Below are 22,935 nucleotides of genomic sequence, written 5' to 3'. Positions count from 1 at the left end.
CCTTGAAGTGGATGAGCTTGGCAAGCTCACCGCGAACGTCCATCTTGCGGAAACAGCATGCGAGAAGACATGTCGACGGACGGCTTCACGAGGCATAGCGCAGATGTTCGAAGCTAAGCGGGCTTCGCCAGCGCGGTGCGGTTGCGGAAACGGCGCGCCAGAGCATAACACAGCCCCAGAAAGGCATCGAACAGGAACAGCAGAATAACCGCGATGACGAAAAGGCCAATACCGGTAAGATCGTGCAGAATTCCGTCGAGCATGTCAGGTCCCAGATAATAAGCGATCATGACCAACGCGAAAACGCGAAAGAAGTTTGCAATGATAGTAATCGGAATGATGGCCGCGAGAAGGAGCAGGCTTCGGATTTTCTGCTGCCAGCGAAACGCGTAGGCGTAGAAAACGCCGATCGCCGACAGCGCAAAAATCGAATTCATCCCGGAACAGGCATCCTTTACCAGGAGCTGATAGGTCCCGATCATGATCATCACGCCATTCTGAGCAACCGGAAAACCCGTCGCATAAAGCACGTTGGTCACGACGTTCGAAATAAAGACCTTCAGCGGCACGGTGGCGGCATCGATCAGCCAGTCGGGCATCGGCACGGCGAAGATCAAGAAGCCGATCGGAAACGCGAGCACCCGCAACGCCGGCCATCCGGCTGCAATCAGCACGCAGCCGACGATGACGGGGATCAAGGAAAAGGTTTCGAAAGTAACCAGGCCCTGTTGGATCCGGGCGAGATAGAGGATGACCAAGCCGCCGAGCAGAGCAAGCCACCCCGTGACGGGGGCCGGAGAAATTTCAACGGCCCTCAACTTCTCACGCGATTGCCAGATCAGCCAGAGCGAGGCCGCAATGATGAGCGGACCGTGGCCCTCCTGCTCCGTCTGCCAAGGTCCATCGATCAAACTGAGAACGGTCTGGGCATAGGCGGCGATCACAGAGACGCCGAGCAGCGCCGGCCATAAAAAAGGGCCGAGAAAACCTGCCTTCGCCGATGGTATTACTTGCGAATATGTCATTCAAATACCAACAGGTTCCAAATCTAATTCATTGATACCATTAAATGGAACAAACAGTTCATCTCCGGGCTATCAAAACCGCGTAACCAGCGCCAGCAAGAATCAAGACCAGCGCAAGGTAGAACGAGCCCGCATTTCCGACTTGGTTAGCGACGGCGAATACAATGCCAGCCAGCATGTAGTGCAGCAACGTTCGATTGTCCCGCTCGGTGAACTGGAAGAACGCGATCACCAGCGCCACGAAACAGGTAACGGTCAACACATCAAAAAACGTCGTCATTCAATATCGCCTTGTGGAACATCTTACGGCGGCGCGATCACATCCGCGCTCAGTTTTTCTTGCCATCTGCCGGCTGCATGATGTTTGCGTATTCACCTTCATATTTCGCTTCGAGATTCGCAGAATAGCGCGCAATGCCCAGTTCGGCCTTGACCGCGTCCGCACGCATCAACTGCCGTGCAAGATTGGCCGCCGCATCGCCTTCGAGCGGGCGCGGCTCCTCACCCTTGACCTTGAAGAACACGCCGTTCTGGCCGGCGCGGACGAAAAACACGTCGTCCGCCTTCTTGGCCTCGATCAATCCGTAAAACTCCGGCGGCAAATCGCCGCTGTTCAGCGCGCCCATTTGCCGACCGTGGGGAATGCCAGCCGCGGTTAGCTTCTGGTCGATTTCGTCGAGCGATTTGGCGTTCTTGTTCGCTTCGACGAAAGACTGGGTGGATGGCCCTATTGGAAATGCGATTTGTTCGACGCTGAGCAGTCTTCTGCCGGCGAATTTCGCCGGGTTGTTGGCGATGTATCTGTCAATATCTGCCTTGCCCGGCGCCTTGGCAGCCGCCGTCCGCTGCAGATACGCATTCTCGAGAATTTGTTCGCGCGACCTCAAGAGGTCCAGCAGCACGCCCGGTTCGCGATCGAGCTTCGCCGCCATGGCCTGGCGGAGCAAATGTTTACGCACGACCAGATCACCCAGGACGCGTTTGACTATCTCGGGCTCCTTCTGCTTGTCCGGCGTCACGTTCGCCCAGCGAAACTCGTTCTCCAGATCCTGGATGGTCACGACTTCTTCGCCGACACGCGCAACCACCTGTCCTTTGGAAGCGGCGGGCTGGTCGCTTTTGCCGCAACCGGCCAAGGCGACCGCACCGCAGGCGAGCAAAACGGCCAGCCGGGCGATCTTGATGGACATACCCTTCATCCAGGAACTCCGTGCATCCAAATAGGGCCGGGAAACAAATGCAACAGGCCGGCCGTGCCTGATCCTGCTATGACTAGCGAGCCCGCTGTCCACGGTCGAGCCTATAGCACTTTTTTGCTGCAAATTCCGTTGTTTATGTTAATTTCGTTAAGGGACTGATTATCTCTTTCTTTTGACTGTAAATCGGCCAGTTGGAGTATATCCTCATCAGAAACATCTGATCCAATTAACTCTCAATTTTTTAACTCTCAATTGTGCGTGGTCTCGATGAAATACCCTCGAATTCAGATCATACTGGCATGTATCGCAATCGTGGGATGCGCCGTGCTTGCGACAGTGCTGGCGCCCCGTCAACTGATGGCCCGTACGTCGGCCTCCCCTAGCCTCGAAACCGTCATTCCGCGCCAATTTGGAACCTGGAAGCTGGTTCCCGAAATTAGTCCGGTGCGTCCAGCAGATCCAGACGCGTACGTTCAGCCGGACCCGCTCGCTGGAAAGATTTACAGCCAGGAAGTTGGCCGGGGCTATACGGACGGACATGGCAACATCGTCATGCTGATGGTCGCATACGGTCCGGTACAGAACTATCGGCTGAAGTCCCACCGTCCGGAGATTTGCTATACCGCCAATGGCTTCCGGATCTCGGAAAAAGCGGATGCCGCGATTGGCTATCGCAATGGCGCGCAACCCATCAAGATGACTCGATTGGTTGCGACAAGAGAATCGAGATTCGAACCGGTGACTTACTGGCTGCGGGTCGGCAACGATATCGCCAATGGCGTCGTCGATCATCAGTTGAGCCGGCTGAAGTATGGCCTGCGCGGGATCATTCCCGATGGTGCCCTAATCAGGGTCTCCACGATCGGTCTGCCGAAGGATGTATCGTTCAAACTGCAGGATCAGTTTATCCGCGATCTGCTCGCCGCCATTCCACCTCAGGAACTTAAGTTCTTTACCGGCGCGAGTTGAAGGTCGCGGCGTGCAAACTTGACAGGTGATTTTTGCCGTTCGCTCAACTCACCTCGAAATTGCTGCGCGTACCATTGCTGCATAGCATCCTTCTTCTGGCGGCTGCGTGGCAGCCGACATGCGCGCAAGGCGCCGACGAGACGCTGCTGCCGTACGCGGTAGGCATTCATCAGACGCCGATGCAGAGCTGGGGGCCGGGATCAGGCATCTATCTCGGAAAAGGCCTGTTCATCACGGCAGCGCATGTCGCAGGCCGGACCTGGCTGACGCGGCCCAAGGTCGCGATTGCCGGATTGGAATATCCGACCCGTGTCGTCAAAGAAGGCAGTTTCGAGGGAACAGATTTAACGCTGCTATCGGTTGATGAAGCGCTTCTTCCGGTGCGATTGCGGCTTCGTCGAAACTCAATCTGCGCCGAACCGCCCAGGCCGGGGCAAGAGGTTGTGACCATTGTACCGGGATCTGCCGTGCGCTCCCACATCCTCTCGCCCGATCGGCTGCCGGCTGGAACCCGCAGCCGATTCAGCACGGTGATCGCCGATGTGGCTCGCACCGGTAATTCCGGATCAGGAGTGTTCGATGTCAAACGCAAATGCCTGCTCGGCATAATGAGCCGGAAAATTTCGCAACCGAAATATCGACCTGACACCAGAAAGATGGAAACGCGTGATATCGCCAAATACTTTGTACCGGCCTCAGAAATTGCGGCCTTTTTGCCCGCCCATTTGCAGCTTTAGTAGCTCTCATTAGCCCCTTGGTCCTGTCGGTCGATTGCTCGCGCGTTGAAGCAAATCACGACCTCGGCATTGATAAATTTGGCGCCCTGGCGCGCTCGAAGCAGTATTGGAGCAAGCATGACAGTTGAACATTCAAAACAGCGCGTGGCGCTGATTACCGGCGTCACCGGGCAGGACGGCGCCTACCTGGCCGAATATCTGCTCGGCCTCGGCTATGAGGTCCACGGCATCAAGCGGCGGTCTTCCTCGTTCAACACGGCGCGGATCGATCACCTCTACCAGGACCCGCATGCCCGCAACGTGCCGTTCCTGCTGCATTACGGCGACATGACCGACTCGACCAACCTGATCCGGCTGATGCAGCAGATCAGGCCGACCGAGATCTACAACCTCGCCGCCCAGAGCCATGTCGGCGTCAGCTTCGAAAGCCCGGAATATACCGCCAATGCCGATGCCATCGGCGTGCTGCGGCTTTTGGAAGCGATCCGGATTCTCGGCATGGAGAACGAGACGCGGTTCTATCAGGCCTCGACCTCCGAACTCTATGGCCTGGTGCAGGAGGTGCCGCAGAAGGAGACCACGCCGTTCTACCCGCGCTCGCCTTACGGCGTCGCCAAGCTGTACGGCTACTGGATCACGGTCAATTACCGCGAGGCCTACGGCATGTTTGCCAGTAACGGCATCCTGTTCAACCATGAGAGCCCGATCCGCGGCGAGACCTTCGTCACCCGCAAGATCACCCGCAGCGTCGCCCGCATCGAGACCGGCCTGGAAGAGGTGCTCTATCTCGGCAACCTCGAAGCCAAGCGCGACTGGGGCCATGCACGGGATTATATCGAGGGCATGCACAAGATCCTGCAGGCGGACGCACCCGACGATTTCGTGCTGGCGACCGGCGAGACCCGCTCGGTGCGCGAGTTCGTCGAGCTGGCGTTCGCCGAAGTTAGCCGCCGCATCGAGTGGCGCGGCCAGGGCGTCGACGAAACCGGCGTCGACGCCAAATCCGGCAAGACCGTGGTCCGCATCGATCCCGTCTATTTCCGGCCGACCGAAGTCGATCTTCTGGTCGGCGATGCCAGCAAGGCGCGGCAGAAACTGGGCTGGAAGCCGAAGACGTCGTTCGCCCAGATCGTCAAGGAAATGGTCGCGAACGATCTCGATGATGCGCGGCGGGAGGTCGCCAATGGCAAGCCTGCCGTTTGAGCTGAAGGGCAAGACGGTCTACGTCGCCGGCCACCGCGGCATGGTCGGCGCCGCGCTGGTGCGCCGGCTGGCGGCGGAACACGTCGAACTGCTGACGACGCCCCGCAACGAGGTCGACCTGCGCGATCAGGCCGCGGTCAACCGCTGGTTTGCCGCCCGGCGCCCGCAGGCGGTGTTTCTGGCCGCCGCCAAGGTCGGCGGCATCGTCGCCAACAACACGCTGCGCGCCGAATTCCTCTACGACAATCTGGCGATCGCTTCCAACGTGATCCATGCGGCGCATGTCCACGGCGCCGAGAAGCTGATGTTCTTAGGCTCGTCCTGCATTTATCCCAAACTGGCGCCGCAGCCGCTGCGCGAGGACTCGATGCTGACGGGGCCGCTGGAGCCGACCAACGAGCCCTATGCGATTGCCAAGATCGCCGGGATCAAGATGGTGGAGGCCTATCGCAGCCAGTACGGCGCCGACTTCATCAACGTGATGCCGACCAATCTGTACGGCCGCGGCGACAATTATCATCCCGAATACAGCCACGTCGTCGCCGCCCTGATCCGCCGCTTCCATGAAGCGAAGGTCTCCGGCGCCAAAGAGGTCGCGGTCTGGGGCACCGGCACGCCGCGGCGCGAATTTCTCTATGTCGACGACCTCGCGGATGCCTGCATCCATTTGATGAAGACCTATTCAGATAGCGAATTGGTCAACATCGGCACCGGCGAGGACATCACGATCGCCGAATTCGCCCGCGTGGTCGCGGCGACCGTCGGCTATCGCGGCGAGATCGGTTTTGATGCTTCGCGCCCGGACGGCACGCCGCGAAAACTGCTCGACGTCAGCCGGCTGGCAAAACTCGGCTGGCGCGCCGGCACGAAGCTCGACGACGGCATCCGGCTCGCCTATCAGGCGTTCCTGAGTGAACGACAACAATAGTCATTTCGGAAGACGCGCAATCGATCCTCACGCCGTTAGGAATCGCGGGCGGATTGAAATCAATAGTAGCCGTAGTACGAACCAGCCGCCTCGGTTGACTTGTTCACAACTACACGGACAACTGTCGTCCGTCGCAAATGCCGCTGGCATTCCTTGATGTCAGAAACCGTCGTGCTTCCAACCCCCGCAACGAGCAACGCCGCATCCATTCGAGGCAGGATCGAAATCACATCATCGCCGAGCAGCATCGGCGGAAGATCGAAGATGACGATACGTGACCGGAAATCCCGCTTGATGGTCTGCAGCAGCGCCCCCATCGTCTGCGAAGCCATCCACTCGGAAGAATTCGACGAGACCGATCCGGGCAGCACCAGCATGTTGTTGGGACCGATGCTTGCCTGCAGAACCGCCGAAGAAAGCGGCGTGCGTCCTTCCAGGACATCGAGAACACCGCCATTGCCGTCTATACCCAGATAATTTCCAACCGCTGGCCGGCGCAAATCGAGATCGACCAGCAGCACCGATCGTTCCGGCAGGCGGGAAATGCTCAGAGCAAGATTGCAGGCCGTCACCGTCTTTCCGCACCCGGCGGTCGGCGAGGTCACAGCCAGGAACTGCCAGCTCTTCTTGTCCATCTCCTGCAGCACCTGGGTGCGCAGCATGTCGTAGTAGCGGCCGTTCGGACCGGAAGTGCCATATGCCACGATTCGGTTGGCTTCGAGATGATCGGCCCGAAGACGCACCTCGTTAATCGGCGACTCGGCGGAGCGCTGCAGCGGTCCGTTAGCCGCAAGGGCAGATCCGCTCAAGACTCCCGGACGGTGTACTACCTCTGCAGCGCGCGCGAGTTCGACAGCCTGCTTTATTGAATCCACCACGTGACTCCGCAAATTATCGAAACAGCCCGACCCTGGCCTTGGCAATCAAGAGATCAAGGGGCGGAAGGAAGAGGTACGCAACAATCAACAGTCCGATCACAACCAGCGCAAACACCCCTAGAAAAGCAAATATCCGCCGCCGCTGCGCACGCAACTCGGCCGCCGTCGTGATGTAGGGAATTGAAATGATCAACTGGCCATCGACCACCGACAGGAGCTCATTGCTTCTGCGGATTCCCTTGTCCAGGATTTCGACCAGAAACGCCAACCCCGCTCCGCCAAAAAGCGCCGCCGCGAACGCCATGGCAAGGACCTTCAGCCGATTGGGCTTGATCGGCTCTTGCGGCGCCGTGGGCTGCTCGATGATTTCGAGCTTCTCGGACTGCTGGTCCTTTTCGAGGTTCTCGCCGAGCCGTGCGGCGGCCAATTTTGCCGAGGCAGCATCGAGATTTTTCTGCAAGCTCTCCTGTTGGGCGACCAAGGCCTCGAGGCTGGCCACCGTTGCAGCGTCGTTGGTGGGCGCCGGCGCAGCAGCCACCTTTTCCAAGGCTTCGATCTGCTTCTTCAGGGATTGGATCGCGGGGTGCCGTTCTGAATACAGCGCGCCCTTCTGGATCAATTCGGCCTTAAGCTGTGTAAGCGTTGTCGGCTGCTCGGAGCCGCCAGACGCCGGCTTGCCTTGCGTGAGCCGCAACTGAGCGATCTTGGCATCGAGCGCATTGTTCTCCGCCTGAAGTCTCTGCACCTCTCGCGCCAGAAACTTCGTGGTGTCGGTGGCGCGGCTGGTCCGATCCCGAAGATCCTCGTTCAGGATCCGCGTCATCAACTCGTTGGCTACCTGCGCAGCCACTGTAGCATTGCCGTATTCGAATCCGACCGAGAAAACGATCGTGGGGTTTTCCATCGCAGCGCGCGTCCGCTGCTTGAAGTCCAATTGAAGGTCGACCGGCGCGATTTTCGTGTGTTTCTTGACCTCCGCGACGAGTTCGGTCGGCGACATCAACGTGCGCTTGTCCGGGAATAGTTTGAATTTGTCGGCGATCGCGATGAGATTGTCTCGCGTCATCGTTCGCTGTTGAATGGCCTGGATTCGCTCCTGCGCGGCGCTGGTAACCGTAGGCCGGACCAGTTCGGATGGAATCTGCTGCGATTGAACGAGTATTCGTCCTTCGGAGACATAGGTCGGTGGCCACAGCAGCGCTACCGCGGCGCCGGCGGCAAGGATCGTGACGAATGGCAGTACAAAATAGACCCACCGCCGTTTGAACAGTTCCCAGTAAAAAGTGGGCTGCAACAGGTGACTGCGGTCCTCTTGCAGCGGCTGGAAATCGTCCTCAAATTCAACTTTCTGCAGCATGTCTCGTCCGAGCGTCTATTTGCGCGCCTGCAAGGTTAACAGTGCCGCGGAATGATCGGCGGATCGCTCCGACACGCGATCTTAGCATCGATCTTGCAGGGATTTAATGAATAGTTGTTCAGCAACAGGACTTTTAAATTTCAATCTTAATGGTTCCATCGGCCACCGCTTTGCGAATTTACGTAGATCAGAGAAATAGGTCCCGTCGGGCGGGTAATTCTTCAAACTACGCTATAAGGGTCTGTAGCCGGGCTAAGGAAGTTCAATGTACGAGGCATTTTATCAGCTACGGGAGAAACCCTTTTCGATTCTCCCCGACCCTGACCTGATCTACTGGGGCAAAATGCATTCCATGGCGTTCACGATGCTGGAGTTCGGCGTCATGAATAACGCCGGCTTCACCGTGATCACCGGTGAAATAGGTTCCGGCAAGACGACCCTGGTCCGGCATCTGCTCAAGAAGGTCAACCCGGCAATCACCATTGGCCTGATCTCGAATTCCCCACAAGGCCGGCAGGAATTGCTGCAATGGATCCTGATGTCGCTCGGGCAACCGTTCGATGGAGATTATCCCAATCTTTTCAAGAAATTACAGGATTTTCTGTATGGTCAATTCGCCAATGGAAGAAGAACCATATTGATCATCGATGAGGCGCAGAACCTCGAGCCGGAGGCGCTCGAACACTTGCGCATGATCTCCAATATTAACGCGGACAAGTTTCAGATCTTGCAGCTGATTCTGGTGGGCCAACCTCAGCTCCGCGACCTGCTACTGGCGCCCAAGTTGCATCAATTCGCCCAGCGGATCTCCTCCGACTTTCACCTGCGCCCCCTCGATGACCGGGAGGTCGCCAATTACATCGCCTTTCGGCTCCAGGCGGTGGGTGCCCGCCGGCCGCTCTTCAGCCAGGAGGCCTGTTCGCTGATCGCGTCCGCGAGCGGCGGAATACCCCGAATGATCAATGTCCTATGTGACACGGCGCTCGTCTATGGCTTTGCCAACGACCAGCGGGTCATTTCGGATCACATTGTCCGGGACGTTATTGCAGACAAGCAACAGTACAGCATTTTTCCGGTAAAAAAGTTCTCGCGGGTTCCCTAAGTTATTGTATTCTATTAACTTCCCCATGGCTAAATAATGGCTGCGTGTTTCGGGAGAATCCCCCGCGCGTCGGCCCAAATGTCTTTGTTTGCGGGCTTTTTGCCGACGGTTAGGGGAAATGACATGCGAATCTTGCTGGCACTGCTGTGTGTTGCCTTCCTGACCTCCGGGGCGGAAGCGCAGGCCCTGAAATCGGGCGACAGCTTAAGCATTACGGTCCTGCAAGACCCGAAGCTCGACCGGACGGTTGTCGTCGACCCTTCCGGTGAAATCGCGTTTCCCCTTGCCGGTCATATCCGGGCGCGCGGGCTCACACCATTGGCGCTCGAAAACATTCTCAAGAACAAGCTGAAGAACAACTACAAGGACGAGAATCTCGACGTCACGGTTGCCGTCGTGAGCGCGCCCAAGGAGATCCCCGAGGACGATCTGAAGCCGAAGATCTTCATCACCGGTGAGATCATCAAGCCAGGCTCCTATGTCGTCAGGCAGAAGACGACCCTGATGCAGGCTATTGCCCTTGCCGGCGGCATCGGCCCTTTTGCTGCGAAAAATCGTATCCAGGTACGACGCAAGGGCCCCGGAGGCGATGAAACAATTTTCATGTTTAACTACCGGGCTTATGAGGCTGGTGACGATTTGGAAGGTAACATCACCTTGCGAGCCGGCGACGTCATCATGGTTCCGGAACGGCGCTTGTTTGAGTGAGGTCTGACGCACGGCGGGGGCGAGAAGCAACGTGAAGAGAGCTGCCATAGCAGTCTCGGTGTGCTTTGGCATGGCGCCGTCCGTGGCATTTGCGTTCGATTGGTCGATAAAGGCCAGCGAGACCGAAACCGTCGAACTGAACAGCAACCAGTTCTTGCGTAGTTCCCCCGCGGGATCGGTGGGCTCCTACACGACGCTCAGTGCCGACGCACAAGCGCGTACTCCAACATCCAAGTTCAATTTCTCCGGCGACGGCAGCTACAAGAAGTATTGGGGCCCGGGCGTTGTCGGAACTGCGTCGGAATTCCTGAACTATGGATTCAAGGCGCGCTACGAGGTTCAGGAAAAGACCAGATTCGACCGGGAGTATGTCGAGGCAAGCTGGAGACAACAGAGTACTGCTCTCGCGCTGCTGAACGATCTCGGCGTCTCCGTTCCGACCTCAGGCTTTATCGATCGGCTTACGGCAACCGGCGGAATCGACCGTTCGATCACCGCACTCGACACAGTGTCTCTGTTCGCCACGTCCTCGCGCACGAGTTACCAGCCGTCGAGCGGAGGCGGCACGCCCTTTACCGATACACTTGCGCGCGGCAATTGGCGTCGCTCGCTAAGTTCGGTCACGGCGATCAACCTGTCCTCCGAGTATGAACTGCTCGAATATGACAACGCATTCAACACCCAGGTTCAGATTTTTCGTGATCAGGCCGGGTTCGACGCCACGTTGTCGGCGGTGCTTTCCTTTCGCGCCAACGCCGGCGTCGCCTATCTGGTGACCGATCGAGGAGTCTCGAGTTCTGCATTCGGGGGCACGACGTCGGCCACACCCGTATCGAGTTCGGTGCTCGACTGGATCGGCGACGCTGTCCTCACCTATCGAATGCTGAAGAGCACGACCTTGTCCGTCATCGCCAGCCAGTCGGTTGGACCGAGCGTTGTCGGCTCTCTGTTCAAGCGGGATTCAATCTCGGCATCGCTGAGCCACAGCATCAATTCACGATCTACCCTCACGCTTTCAGCGAGCGGGAATCGGCAGATCGCGACCACAACGACGGATTATGCTTCAGCGTCGGCGACCTACAGCTACAATCTGACCCGGGAATGGGGGACGTCGCTCACCTACCGATACCTGCATCGGTTCGCCAGCACCGGTACCGCCATTTTCGATCCTATTACCGGTACGCCAACGGTTTCCGGCACGGGCCCCGCAGACTCCCACAGTCTCATGTTCGTCGTGACGCACAACTGGACTGTGCTGCCGTCCGGCAATTAGTCCGTGTTTCATTTCATCGCAGAACGGATATTTTCCTTGAGCGGTGTCCCGTCCGGCTCGAGGGAAAATGCGGTCTTGAACTGCTCAGCCGCCTTTTCAGTTTGCCCCGCCGCCGCGTAGCTCATACCGAGGTGATAGTGGGCCGCCGCAAGGTTCGGCATTGCCACCACAGCCGTCTCGAGGGTCGCGACCGCTCCCTTGAAATCGCCACGCTTGTACTGGGCCCATCCCCACGTATCCTGAAACTGCGGTACCTTGGAACCCTTCAGCTTTTCCGAAAGCTCGACGGCACGATCGAGACTCGGCTTGTCGCTCCGATTGTCCAATAGCAGGCTGACGAGATTGTTGACGGCAACCATCGAATTCGGCTGGTCCTGAACAATCGCTTCGTACTGAGCTATTGCAGCGTCATTATTCCCGCGCTGGATCTGCAATCCCGCAAGGGCGAGACGGAAAGCTACATTGCCGGGCAACTCCGCAAGTCCGGTCTTGAGCACCTTTTCGGCCGCATCGTAGTCCTTGCTTTGAACATAGAACTCGCTCAACGCCGTGTATCCCGCCGGCTCTCTCGGCTGTTGCTCGACTGCCTTCCTGAAGCTCTGCAGCGCCTCATCGTTCTTTTTTTCCGCCAGTTTGGCCTGGCCGAGAAACACGAGGAGCTGAGCATTGGCCGGGAACTTGTTGCTTATCGTCTGCAACAGTGCCGAAGCCTTATCTGGCTTACCCTGCTTCACATAGGCCGAGGCAAGTGCCAGCGCCGGCTGCGGCGCATCGGGCGCCGCTTTATGCGCAGACTCCAGTGCTGCGATACTCTCCTCGATCTTGTTCTGGCCGGCAAGCGCTGCTGCGCGGATCTGGTCGGCAACCACGCGGGCTTGATCGACACGGCCGAGAGCATCCGCAATCGCCAGAGCTCCCGACCAGTTCTGTCGGCTCAATCTGACTTGCCCAAGCGACGACCATATCTGCAGATTGTTGGAATTGCGATTGGCAGCCTCCATCAAGATCTCTTCGGCGCGAGCCGCATCGCCCTTACGCTGCAGGAATGCGACATATCGCAGAACAACATCGGGGTTGGAGTTGGATGATTTCAACGCATCGGCGTACTGGCGATCGGCCAACTCGCCTTTCCCGCTGCGCTCATATGCAACCGCCAGCAACGACAAAAGCTCAACCGACTTCGGCTGATCGTTAAGGGCCTCGCGCAAATCGGAAATGGCACTGTCGAACTGGCCTTTGTCGATGCTCATAGCCGCCCGCAGCCGCAACGCGCCGCCGTTGCGACGATCCTTTGCGAGGATTTCTGCGATCAAAGGCTCGGCTGCCGCCTTCTCTCCCTTGGAAAGATGGATTTCCGCGAGCTTGACCTGAGCGGCGAGTTTTCTGTCGGGAGCGGCGACCGTATCTGCCAGCTTCTGCAACGCTTGTACGGCGTCGGCCGTTCGGTTCTGCTGATGATTTAGCTCGACCAATGCGATCTGGTAATCAAAGTCATCACCGCCTGCCTTGATCCGCGCTTCCAGTTCGGCTCTGGCGGCATCCGCTCCTTTCGTGGCGCTAAGGAAGCGGACAAGGTCCATTCCGAGCTTGCTGTCGGTCGGGCTCGCCTCAGCCCTAGCCCGAAACTCCTTCTCCGCCTCGGGAAACTTTCGCTGTGCGATAAGAAATTGCAGAAGCTGAGCTCGGTATGTGGCCTCTTGAGGATTCTGCACAATCAGCTTGCGCAACAGTTCTTCCGCCTTTGGCAAATCCTTCTTGCGTGCATACACGTCGATTTTCTGCAACGCGAGGCGCGTGTCGTCCTTGGAGTCAGCGGGGATCGAATCCAGAAGCTTCAGTGCGCCATCCAGTTCGCCATCAGCGACCTTTTTCGACGCGAGTACCGAGATCGCATCGACGTTGGCCGGATCGATCTCATATGCGCGCTGCGCCTCGCGGATCGCGCCGGCATTGTCGTTGGTGCGAAGCAGAATGATCGAGCGCAGGGCATGGAGTTCCGCGTTTGGCTTGTCGCCTTCGTTGGCGGCATCGACGACCCGGAGCGCGGCCTCGGCCGCTCCACCGCCCACCATAATTCTTGCGAGCTTCAATCGCGCGTTCAGGTCGTTCGGATCCAGTTCGACGATGCGGCGCAGATCCAGGAAGAGCGAAGTCGCCTTGGTCCGTTCGTCGATGCCGGCGAGAGCCCGCCAGACTTCGACCTTGTCGCTCTTGTACTTGACCGCCTTCAGAAGCTCCTTCCGCGCCTCGAGATCGTCCTTCTTTTCGATAAGAGCCATTCCGCTCTCATAGTAACTTTGCGCGCGTTCTTCGGGCGATCCGCAGCCCGCGACGAACGTCACGAGCAGGAGCGCAAGAGAGCCGCGAACGTAAAAAGATTGACCGACTGGCTGCTTCATTTTTGGATTACCATGCACGCGGCCGAACGCGGCCGGATATCGTCTGTTTTCTCCGCTATCACACTTCCTGTGACAGGAGGAATTCGAATCTGTTCAGGCGGAATATTCGTCGCAGGCCCGCGGACACGCCCGTAAACAGGAGTTTCTGTCCCCGGCTGGCCAATTGCTTTCGAACCATCAGGAACAACCCGAAGAACCTTGCGTCGATGTACTGTGTGTTCGAAACGTCGAGGATCATTCGTTTGCCGCTGTCGAGCGCATCGCGGAGCTGCTCGATTGCGCGGTCGACATGTTCCGCTACCGCGGCCCCCGACAGGGCAAGGGTCACTGAACCATGATCCTCACTTCTTGCGATCGACAGCTTGTTCAAGGCTCGCGCCCGTCTCTCGCTCAGCATCAGGGGCAGCACACAGGTGACCAGCATCGCAAGCAGGGCCTTCCCGTCGCTCCAGTAGCGCCGCCAGAGGTACGGTTCCTCCTTGATACGCCACAGCCACTCAAACCCGGTGCTACGGAGCATCGGCGGCGCCCGCCGAACAGTTCCGGCCTCGAAATTAATTGTCGCCCCGAACTGGGCTCGAATGGGCGGGCGCAGCCTCCAATGGTTGTGCAGAAGCCAGGCTTGGGCCTTCTCCGCGCCAAAAAATACGGCAATTAAATCCGCGTTGCTCGCATTTATTTCCTCGATTATTTTCGGCGAGCTCATCTCTTCGATCGTGCCGAAACCGGGGTTGAACACGCCGACGCATTCCAGCCCGCCCTTCTCGGCGTTCAGCCTGGCGCCGACTGCAGCCGCGAGCCCCTCGGCCCCGCCGAGCAGGAAGACGCGCAGACGCCTGCTGGTCGCGTTGGCGGATTTAAGCCGGCCGAACAGGTCGCTGCCGGCAATTCGCTCATGGATCGGAATGCGCAGCAGCTTGGCGATCCAGATCAACGGCATGCCGTCCGCAAGACACAGGTCGCTCAGCAGCATGGATTCGCGAAACGTACCGTTGATCTGGCTCTTGACGAGGAAATTGACATTGGGTGTCGAGATCAGAAATGCCGAGCCGGCGTTCGTCGCGAGATCCATCGACCGCAGCAGCGAGGGAAAATCGAGCGCATCCACGGGAATGCCGAGGAGACCAAATACGTGGCGGGAAAGGTCGTCCGGAGAGGCGCTTGCCGACTGCGGGTCTGCAGATTGCTCGGGAAAATCGGCCGAGACTGCCGGGGGGCGCAACGTCTTCAACATAAATGCTCCACGAACTTCAAATTTCGCCCGGACGCATTGCGGGGCCCCGTCATATAATTAACGAATAGTATGCGATCTACTACGAAATTCCTGCTTAGTGAAATCGATTTAATGTACGTGATTAATACCGCGTCCACGAATGAAATAGCAATTCCAAACCGATGGGCGGCGGAGTCCACCGGGATCGCGGCCATTGGCGATTAATGACTGATGGTTATGCTCAAGATGGCTTCCAACAAGCCAAACCGTCCGCTATTGGGTTTAATTCCAGAATAGGTGCACAGAGGTGGACCAGGCTATCGAACAGATCAGTGCCGAAGTTCCCGACTGGACGCGGGAAAACCCTAGGCAGTTCTGGGACCCCGGACGCAAACTGCTGCTGACGGTTCGGCGCTACCAGTTTTGGCAGGCGCGCGGCGGCCTTTTCGGCACGCTTTGTTGCAAGGTCATCGCCCTGCGTCATCGCTTCTGGAGCGTGGTGACGGGCGCTGAGATACCGCTCACCTGCCGGATCGGCGGTGGGCTGCTGATCCCCCACCCCAATGGCATCGTCATTCACCCGGACGCCAAAATTGGCGTGAACTGCCTGATTTTCCACCAGGTCACACTTGGCAGCCGCGGCCGCGGCGGGGTTCCCGAAATTGCCGGCCATGTCGACATTGGCGCCGGCGCCAAGATCCTGGGGCCGGTCAAGATCGGCGCGCATGCGCGGATCGGGGCGAACGCGGTGGTGATTGCCGACGTCGAGCCGTATGGGGTGGCGACGGGGTATCCCGGAGGAATTCACCACGCTCAGCAATAGTACCTGCGGTCCGTTCCCTTCGTGATACCTAGGCTCTGTCGATCTGCCTCGTCATTGGGGCGCGGTCGGCAAAACAATTGCCGCTGCTGTCGCGTTTCGAAATCGCGTTTGATGGAAGTTTACCGGCGCCCCAAGCCGCCGCCTGATTGAAATGTTAAGAGATTCCACTTTGCAGACGAGCGAGCGCATTAACCACAAATATGGCCCGGAGCGTGCAAGATTCGGCGTTGTCGTCATTGGGCGCAATGAGGGCGGACGGCTTATCACGTGCCTGCGTGCGGTATCCGCAGCGACGGCAGTGGTTTACGTCGATAGCAATTCGACGGACGGCTCGGTTGAGGCGGCGCGCGAGATGGGCGCCGACATCGTCGAACTCGATCTTGCCACTCCCTTCACCGCGGCGCGCGCGCGCAATGCCGGCTTTGCCCGCCTGCTGACGATCGCTCCCGACGTGGCTTATGTTCAGTTCGTGGACGGCGACTCCGAGCTTGCCGCCGGATGGCTCGACGCCGCCGCAGCCTTCCTCGACCGCCAGGCGGACGCCGCAGCCGTATGCGGCAGGCTCCGCGAGCGCTATCCGGAGCGGTCGGTCTACAACTGGCTTTGCGACAAGGAGTGGGACCGCCCCACGGGCGAGGTTCGCGCCTTTGCCGGCAACGTGATGATCCGCGCGAAAGCGCTGAAGCGCGTGGGCGGCTATCGCGAGGACGTGATTGCCGCCGAAGAAGACGAATTATCGGTGCGGCTTCGCCAGGCGAACTGGCGGATCTGGCGGCTTCCCGACGCGATGGCGCTGCACGATGCGGCGATGCTGCATTTCGGACAGTGGTGGCGCAGGGCTCAGCGCGCCGGATACGCCTTTGCGCAAGGCGCGCATCTGCACGGTGCGCCGCCTGAGCGGCATTTTGTGCGCGAGGCACGGCGCGCCTTGGTTTGGGGCCTGTTGCTTCCCTTCGCTGCGATCGTCGCAACAATCGCGCTGCCGCGTTTCGGATGGATCGCCTGGCTGATCTATCCGATGCAGCTCGCCCGGCTGAGCATCAACAACCCGGGCCCGCTTTCGGACCGCGCACGCCTCGCCTTCTTTCAGCTTCTTGCCCGGTTCCCGGAAGGGCTGGGGCTGGCGATGTTCTGGCGCGACCGCCTGTTGCATCGCCGCCCGCAGCTCATCGAACACAAGCAGATACCAACGAGCGGAAATACATGATCAATAATTCAACGAACCGGCGCGCCGCCATCAGCGCCACGGCTCCCATTCGCGCCGCCATTGTCGGAACCGGCTACATCGCCGAGTTTCACGCGCGCGCGATTCGCGAGGCCGCGGGCGTCGAGCTGATCGCAACCTGCGACGCCAATTTCGGGCGGGCCAAGGCCTTCGCCGGCGCCTGGAATATTCCGCGCGCCTTCGACTCGCTGTCGAAGATGATGGAGGAAACGCAGATCGACTGCGTCCATATCCTGACGCCGCCGGACCTGCATTTCTCCCTGGCCAAGGCTGCGCTGGAGGCCGGCGTTCACGTCTTTCTTGAAAAGCCGATGTGCACCTCCACCGCGGAGGCGGACGAATTGGTCAAGCTCGCGGCGGAGCGAGGCCTCTATCTCGGCGTCAGCCACAACTTCCTGTTCTCGGCGGCGTTCGAGCGGCTGCGCGCGGCCGTGCATGCGAAAGAGCTCGGCCCGATCGATCACATCACCTTCAATCATTTCTACGAGCTCGGCCAGATCCGCTTTGGCCCGTTCGACAACTGGATGCTGCGCAACCCCGGCAACGTCATTCTCGAAACTGGCCCGCATCTGGTATCCGCACTGCTCGATCTGGCTGGCGCGCCGGAAGCGCTTTCCGTCACCGCCGACCGCAAGGTGACCTTGCCGAACGGCGCCGGCATCTACCGGCGCTGGCGCGTGCGGACCACCGTGGGCCGCACCGCGATCGATCTCAACATCAACTTTGCGCCGGGCTTTCCGCAGCGGACCATCTACGTCCGCGGCCTGTTCGGATCGGCACTGCTCGATTTCGACGCCGACACCTGCGTGATCGATCAGCGGACGCCGCTGGATGTGGATTTCGACCGCTTCAAGCGCAGCCGCGGCATCGCAAGCCAGCTGCGCCGGCAGGCGCTCGCGGTGCTGGCCCGCTACGGGCTTGGCAAGCTGAAGCTGGTGCGGCGCGGCAACCCGTACCAGAACTCGATCCAGGACGCGACCGCCGCCTTCTACGCGGCGATCCGCAACGGACAGCCGCTCGATGTCCGCATTGCCGGCCGCACCGGCCGCGATGTGATCGGCCATTGCGTCGGGATCATCGAGGCGTCCGCCATCGATGTTTCAGTCACCATGGCGGCCCGCGCGGCGGCCGATCGCCCTGCCCTCGCCGCGCCGCCCACGGTGCTGGTTCTCGGCGGCGCCGGCTTCATCGGCAGGGAGCTGATACGCCAGCTTCTTGCCGCCGGCTATGGCGTGCGGGCCATGGTGCGCGGCTCGGCCTTGCCGCTCGACGAATTCGCGTCCGACCGCCTGGAGATCGTTGGCGGCGATATCGGCAACCGCGCCGACCTCGAGCGGGCCATGCCGGGAATCGAATTCGTCCATCACCTTGCCCATGCGCAGTGCAAGACGTGGGATGAATACCTCGCCAACGACGTCGAGCCGACCCGGCTGGTGGCCGAGGTTTGCCTTTCGGCTGGTATCAAGCGGCTGGTCTACACCGGCACGATCGATTCCTACTATGCCGGCGCCAAGACAGGCACCATCACGGAAGCAACGCCGCTCGATCCAGAGATCAGCCGGCGCAACTACTATGCGCGCGCCAAGGCTGCGGCCGAGGATATCCTGACCGAGATGAGCCGGGGCCGGCAATTGCCGCTCGTCATTCTGCGGCCCGGGATCGTGATCGGCCGCGGCGGCGGCCCGTTTCACTGGGGCGTCGGCCGCTTCTCGGAAAACATCTGCGAGGTGTGGGGCGACGGACGCAACAAGCTGCCGTTCGTGCTGGTATCGGACGTGGCCGCGGCGCTGGTGCGGGCCATCGAGGTTCCAGGCATCGAGGGCAAGAGCTACAATTTGATCGATGCCCCGCTGCTGACGGCGCGCGAATATCTGCAGGAGTTGCAACGGCGCGGCGACCTGAAACTATCGGTGATCTATCAGCCGATCTGGAAGTTCTACCTCGCCGATTTCGCGAAATGGACGGTGAAGGTTCTGGTGAAACATCCCGACCGCATCCGCAAACCGAGCTACGCCGACTGGGAATCGCGGACGCAGAAGGCCTATTTCGACTGCACGCGCACGCGCACCGAGCTGGGCTGGAAGCCGGCATCGGACCGCCAGCGCATGGTAGATGAGGGAATTGGAGTGGCGTTGGAGCCGTGGCTGGAGGCGACCAAGTGAAACCGGAATTGCGACTGTTCACAGCACTGGGACCGGGCGATATTGTAAACGCTCGGAAAAATCAGCTCGCGGGATTGGCGGTAAATGAGACCAGCATCGCATTTTCGGAACAGTTGTTTGCCTATTGCCGACTCCATAACATCAAGACGCTCGCGATCTCATCAAACAGCAGGATCGATCGGCTAGAAGATAAAAACATCACGATGGAGAACCGGCCGAAGTCGTTCCAGAACAGCGGCGGACTTCGATTCCATCTTTCCCTCACTCTGTACGGCATATATTTAGCTATTCGCGCACTCCGCTTCAGAGCGGATATCGCGATTATCGATTCAGGAACCAGCCACTACTTTGTTCTGACTCTATTTCGAGCGGTCGGGATTCCTGTCGTCGCCAACCTGCATAACGTCCTGTGGCCAGCGGGTTTTCCGCCTACCGGGTTTGTCCATCGGGCTATCCGGTCGCTGAACCGCCTTTTCTTTCGGTATGCAGCCGCTGGCGCTATCGGCGTCTCGCCCGAGTGCGAGCGTCAGGTGCAGGCAGAATCAGATCACCGAATTCCGTTTTTTCAATATCGCTGCCAATTCAGGCGCGAAGGGTTCAGGCATTCTCCGTCATACCAGGGCGGAACATTTCGAATCGTGTTTGTAGGGCGCGCGGAGAAGAACAAAGGCCTATTGGATCTCGCGCAAATGGCCGCTGATCTCAAGATACAAGCTTCTGTAAAAGTCATTTTCGATGTCTGTGGAGACGGCCCTGCACTGCTCGAGCTTGCCAAACTGATCGAGCGAGATCGCCTGAGCGATGTGGTTATCATTCACGGGCGTCTTGAGCGGGAAGCTCTGCTAAAGGTATATGGAGAGGCCCACGCTGCGATCGTGCCGACACGTAGTAATTTTACCGAGGGAATGCCTCAGGTCTGCGCGGAAGCTGTATTATCGGGTCTTCCGGTAATTACAAGCAAAGTAGCGAACGCATTCGACGTGATTGGAGCAGCGACAATCGAAGCTGAGGTCGACAATATTGATAGTTATGTGTCTGCAATATTGTCGTTGATCAATACACCTGCTTTGTACACACGTTTGAAATCCGAATGTGCTCAGCTCGCGCTGCAATTTGTTGATCAAGAACAAGGCTACTCAACAGCAGTTCAGCGAATGATTGAGAAACTCTATCCGGACGTTTCGTGATGTCAATTCTTACAAAATACAGCTTTTTGCCGCTTACGGCGCGCTTCAAGGCAAAATTTCAGAAGATACGTCCAGTCCCGGAAGGCGCCGTCGAAAGCATTGAATTGGCGCCAGCTGACGAAGCTCCTGCACTTCCGGTTATAGCTCTGCCTAATGAATTTGAGCGTGTGCGAGGAGTTGGTCCAAGCTCGACAATTGAAGCTGAAAGAAAGATCGTAACAGCAAAGAGCTTGAAACATGGACCAACGATTGCATATCGGCTCGATGACGCGATATTGGCCGATCACACCTGCTACTGGTCAGGTGGTTATGAGGTATCCAAAGCGCGCAAAAAGCGCGCTATTCTTGCAGGATCTTATGATGAGTATCCTGAGGGACAACTCTGTACCTACGCCCCTTCAAATATTTATTTTGGTCATTGGTTGCGAGATGCCATGGCCATGGAGCTCCTTGCACAACAGCGCGGCCTGCTCCCACTAAGTTTTGAGGGAAAGCCCTGGATGCACGAAGCCGGGTACCGAGAGTTAATGGAATTGCCCGGCCTTCCCGTTTCATATGCGCGAATAGAAAGGCTTTGGGTGATCGACGATCTCGGACTTAATTCTAGCTGGATCAGTCGATTCAAAGAATTGCGTGCAAGAGTTCGCGGAAAGACCAACGCCGGCGGTCCATCTCGTGTTTTTCTGGCACGCGGGCTGACAGGCGCGGCCCGAGAGTTGCTAAACGCGCCCGCCATCGTCGAGCTCCTGGCAGCTCGAGGTTTCACGGTCGTCGCGCCCGAAAGTCTCTCCCCCCGGGCAATTGCACAATCGTTAGCTAGTGCAAAGATTGTTGTTTCAGTGGAGGGGTCAGCGCTGAACCACGCACAGTTCGCGCTCCCCGAGAATGCAGGAGTTCTGGTGATCCAGCCGCCAAATCAGTTCAACGCGTTCCACAAGATATTGTTTGATCTTAACGGAATTCGGTTTGGATACGTTGTTGCAGAACCAGCTTTAAGCGGATTTACCGTAAATCCTGAACGTCTTCTGCGGACCCTAGACCTGATCGAAGCAGAATTGAGTAACAGTACTTAATTGGAGTAGTCTTGACTACATCCGGCTGACTAACTCAGCGCGTTATATTCCTTAAGTCTTTGTGTTCTTGGAGCGTAGCAAAATATGATAACAGGCATGACCGAGCATAATCTTGCGTGGCGCTTAGAGCATCGAAAAGCACACATTGGTGTCATAGGTTTAGGATATGTTGGACTACCTCTCACTCTTGCGATAGCTCGCGCAGGATCAAGGGTGTTGGGATTCGATGTCGACCCATCGAAGGCCAAGCTGTTGGAGACTGGAAAGAGCTACATAAAACACATCCCTTCAGAGGATATTGAACTAGCGAATCAGAGCGGCCTTTTCGCCGCAACAACAGACTTTTCCCGGCTTGCCTCTGTCGACGTGGTCATTATTTGCGTGCCGACGCCCTTATCATCTCATTTCGAGCCAGATCTATCATTTGTCAAATCCACCGGGCACCAGATCGCAGCACACTTGCGCCCAGGGCAACTCATTGTACTCGAGTCAACTAGCTTTCCTGGGACTACCAAAGACATTCTCTTGCCGATTCTCGAAACGAGCGATCTTAGGTGCGGAACCGATTTTTTCCTCGCCTTTTCGCCCGAGCGCGAGGACCCCGGCAATCCGAATTTTAGCACGGCACAGATTCCGAAAATCGTAGGAGGCGAAGGGACGGATGCGCAGAAGCTCGCTCTGCTGCTCTATGACAACATCGTTGCTAGGACGGTCCCCGTTTCTTCATCTGCCACAGCGGAGGCAGTTAAAATTACTGAAAACATCTTTAGAGCTGTGAACATAGCCCTGGTCAACGAGCTTAAGCAAATCTACAGCAAGATGGGCATTGACATATGGGAGGTAATCGAAGCTGCCAAGACAAAACCATTTGGCTTTATGCCATTCTATCCAGGCCCCGGCTTGGGAGGCCATTGCATTCCGATTGATCCTTTTTATCTCTCGTGGAAGGCGCGAGAGTATGGAATTCCAACCCGCTTCATCGAACTCGCGGGTGAAATCAACTCAAGAATGCCCTCCTATGTCGTGAATGAATTAGCAATCGCGCTGGACCGTGAGCGCAAGAAAGGACTGAATGGTTCAAGAGTTTTGGTCGTCGGATTGGCCTACAAGAAGAACATCGATGATACTCGAGAAAGTCCAGCTCTTGTACTTATAGACTTGCTGGAATCGAGAGGAGCTGTGGTAGATTACCACGATCCTCACGTGCCCACCATTCCTCGCACCAGAGAACATGGCCATCTGGCCAATCGAAAGTCTGCGAAGCTTGATGTAGAAACGGTGGGTTCATACGACGTCGTTCTAATTGCAACAGATCACGATGACGTCGATTACAGAACCCTGGCAGAATGGAGCAATCTTATTATAGACACACGGAATGCCTGCGGTAGAAATGGCATATCAGGCAATCATATATTTTCGGCTTAGTTCTGGCTGCAGAAGGAGGGTCTGCTGGGTCTAAACGTAAACAATCTCA

At 58.0% G+C, this 22,935-nt stretch carries 20 protein-coding genes; 13 read left to right on the top strand and 7 right to left on the bottom strand.

Features of this window, described 5'->3' with window-relative positions:
- Positions 1–113: 113 nt before the first annotated feature.
- From xrtV to LMTR13_RS09940, 3 genes are read right to left on the bottom strand one after another with little or no spacing between them, the layout of a single operon-like run.
- On the bottom strand, positions 114–1,025 hold the full coding sequence (xrtV, locus tag LMTR13_RS09950) for an exosortase V (RefSeq protein WP_083218961.1): 912 nt from the start codon (positions 1,023–1,025) through the stop codon (positions 114–116).
- A 58-nt stretch (positions 1,026–1,083) separates the two neighbouring features.
- Complete coding sequence (locus LMTR13_RS09945) at positions 1,084–1,305, bottom strand: XrtV sorting system accessory protein (protein WP_065727718.1); 222 nt, start codon at positions 1,303–1,305, stop codon at positions 1,084–1,086.
- 49 nt (positions 1,306–1,354) lie between these two features.
- Entirely contained in the window at positions 1,355–2,224 is an 870-nt protein-coding gene (locus LMTR13_RS09940) for a hypothetical protein (RefSeq protein WP_156795538.1), read from the bottom strand.
- A gap of 324 nt (positions 2,225–2,548) precedes the next feature.
- Between LMTR13_RS09940 and epsI the strand changes: the two genes are divergently transcribed.
- From epsI to fcl, 4 genes are all read left to right on the top strand, one after another.
- Entirely contained in the window at positions 2,549–3,193 is a 645-nt protein-coding gene (gene epsI, locus LMTR13_RS09935) for an exosortase-associated protein EpsI, V-type (protein ID WP_236843334.1), read from the top strand.
- A gap of 32 nt (positions 3,194–3,225) precedes the next feature.
- A complete protein-coding gene (locus tag LMTR13_RS09930) occupies positions 3,226–3,930 on the top strand; it encodes a S1 family peptidase (protein WP_236843333.1) in 705 nt (234 codons plus the stop codon).
- A 117-nt stretch (positions 3,931–4,047) separates the two neighbouring features.
- Complete coding sequence (gene gmd / locus LMTR13_RS09925) at positions 4,048–5,133, top strand: GDP-mannose 4,6-dehydratase (RefSeq protein ID WP_083218960.1); 1,086 nt, start codon at positions 4,048–4,050, stop codon at positions 5,131–5,133.
- Entirely contained in the window at positions 5,114–6,061 is a 948-nt protein-coding gene (fcl, locus tag LMTR13_RS09920) for a GDP-L-fucose synthase (RefSeq protein ID WP_065727715.1), read from the top strand. The genes gmd and fcl overlap by 20 nt, the downstream gene beginning before the upstream one ends.
- Positions 6,062–6,120: 59 nt before the next feature.
- On the opposite strand, the gene LMTR13_RS09915 is transcribed toward fcl, so the two are convergent.
- Positions 6,121–6,870, bottom strand: coding sequence for a CpsD/CapB family tyrosine-protein kinase (locus tag LMTR13_RS09915; protein WP_236843332.1), 750 nt, complete (start codon positions 6,868–6,870; stop codon positions 6,121–6,123).
- A gap of 82 nt (positions 6,871–6,952) precedes the next feature.
- A complete protein-coding gene (locus LMTR13_RS09910) occupies positions 6,953–8,296 on the bottom strand; it encodes a GumC domain-containing protein (protein ID WP_065727713.1) in 1,344 nt (447 codons plus the stop codon).
- Positions 8,297–8,561: 265 nt separating this feature from the next.
- Here LMTR13_RS09910 and LMTR13_RS09905 point away from each other — a divergent pair, with 265 nt between their 5' ends.
- The 3 genes from LMTR13_RS09905 (at position 8,562) to LMTR13_RS09895 (ending at position 11,379) form a co-directional block, all read left to right on the top strand.
- Entirely contained in the window at positions 8,562–9,398 is an 837-nt protein-coding gene (locus LMTR13_RS09905) for an ExeA family protein (protein ID WP_065727712.1), read from the top strand.
- A 123-nt stretch (positions 9,399–9,521) separates the two neighbouring features.
- A complete protein-coding gene (locus LMTR13_RS09900; RefSeq protein ID WP_065727711.1) occupies positions 9,522–10,106 on the top strand; it encodes a polysaccharide biosynthesis/export family protein in 585 nt (194 codons plus the stop codon).
- Positions 10,107–10,137: 31 nt separating this feature from the next.
- A complete protein-coding gene (locus LMTR13_RS09895) occupies positions 10,138–11,379 on the top strand; it encodes a porin family protein (protein ID WP_156795537.1) in 1,242 nt (413 codons plus the stop codon).
- Positions 11,380–11,387: 8 nt separating this feature from the next.
- Here the strand turns inward: LMTR13_RS09895 and LMTR13_RS09890 are convergent, their stop codons facing one another.
- Together LMTR13_RS09890 and LMTR13_RS09885 are read right to left on the bottom strand one after the other, a co-directional pair.
- Positions 11,388–13,658 (bottom strand): tetratricopeptide repeat protein, encoded by a 2,271-nt coding sequence (locus tag LMTR13_RS09890; protein ID WP_197521064.1) that lies wholly within the window; start codon positions 13,656–13,658, stop codon positions 11,388–11,390.
- A 178-nt stretch (positions 13,659–13,836) separates the two neighbouring features.
- Positions 13,837–14,751 (bottom strand): WecB/TagA/CpsF family glycosyltransferase, encoded by a 915-nt coding sequence (locus LMTR13_RS09885; protein WP_197521063.1) that lies wholly within the window; start codon positions 14,749–14,751, stop codon positions 13,837–13,839.
- A gap of 547 nt (positions 14,752–15,298) precedes the next feature.
- Here LMTR13_RS09885 and LMTR13_RS09880 point away from each other — a divergent pair.
- The 6 genes from LMTR13_RS09880 (at position 15,299) to LMTR13_RS09855 (ending at position 22,886) form a co-directional block, all read left to right on the top strand.
- A complete protein-coding gene (locus LMTR13_RS09880) occupies positions 15,299–15,814 on the top strand; it encodes a serine acetyltransferase (protein ID WP_065727707.1) in 516 nt (171 codons plus the stop codon).
- Positions 15,815–15,965: 151 nt separating this feature from the next.
- Positions 15,966–17,021, top strand: a complete 1,056-nt coding sequence (locus LMTR13_RS09875) for a glycosyltransferase family 2 protein (RefSeq protein WP_083218959.1) — start codon at positions 15,966–15,968, stop codon at positions 17,019–17,021.
- Positions 17,018–19,201 (top strand): NAD-dependent epimerase/dehydratase family protein, encoded by a 2,184-nt coding sequence (locus LMTR13_RS09870; RefSeq protein ID WP_065727706.1) that lies wholly within the window; start codon positions 17,018–17,020, stop codon positions 19,199–19,201. Before LMTR13_RS09875 ends, LMTR13_RS09870 begins: the two co-directional genes overlap by 4 nt.
- Complete coding sequence (locus LMTR13_RS09865; RefSeq protein WP_156795536.1) at positions 19,198–20,388, top strand: glycosyltransferase family 4 protein; 1,191 nt, start codon at positions 19,198–19,200, stop codon at positions 20,386–20,388. The genes LMTR13_RS09870 and LMTR13_RS09865 overlap by 4 nt, the downstream gene beginning before the upstream one ends.
- Positions 20,388–21,461: a glycosyltransferase family 61 protein gene (locus tag LMTR13_RS39000; RefSeq protein WP_083218958.1), complete on the top strand. Its 1,074-nt coding sequence runs from the start codon at positions 20,388–20,390 to the stop codon at positions 21,459–21,461. Before LMTR13_RS09865 ends, LMTR13_RS39000 begins: the two co-directional genes overlap by 1 nt.
- 96 nt (positions 21,462–21,557) lie before the next feature.
- Entirely contained in the window at positions 21,558–22,886 is a 1,329-nt protein-coding gene (locus LMTR13_RS09855; RefSeq protein WP_197521062.1) for a nucleotide sugar dehydrogenase, read from the top strand.
- The last annotated feature ends 49 nt before the right edge of the window (positions 22,887–22,935 follow it).

It is taken from the genome of Bradyrhizobium icense (assembly GCF_001693385.1).
In the GTDB taxonomy this organism is placed as follows: domain Bacteria; phylum Pseudomonadota; class Alphaproteobacteria; order Rhizobiales; family Xanthobacteraceae; genus Bradyrhizobium; species Bradyrhizobium icense.
This window is presented reverse-complemented; position numbering and strand designations above follow the sequence as displayed.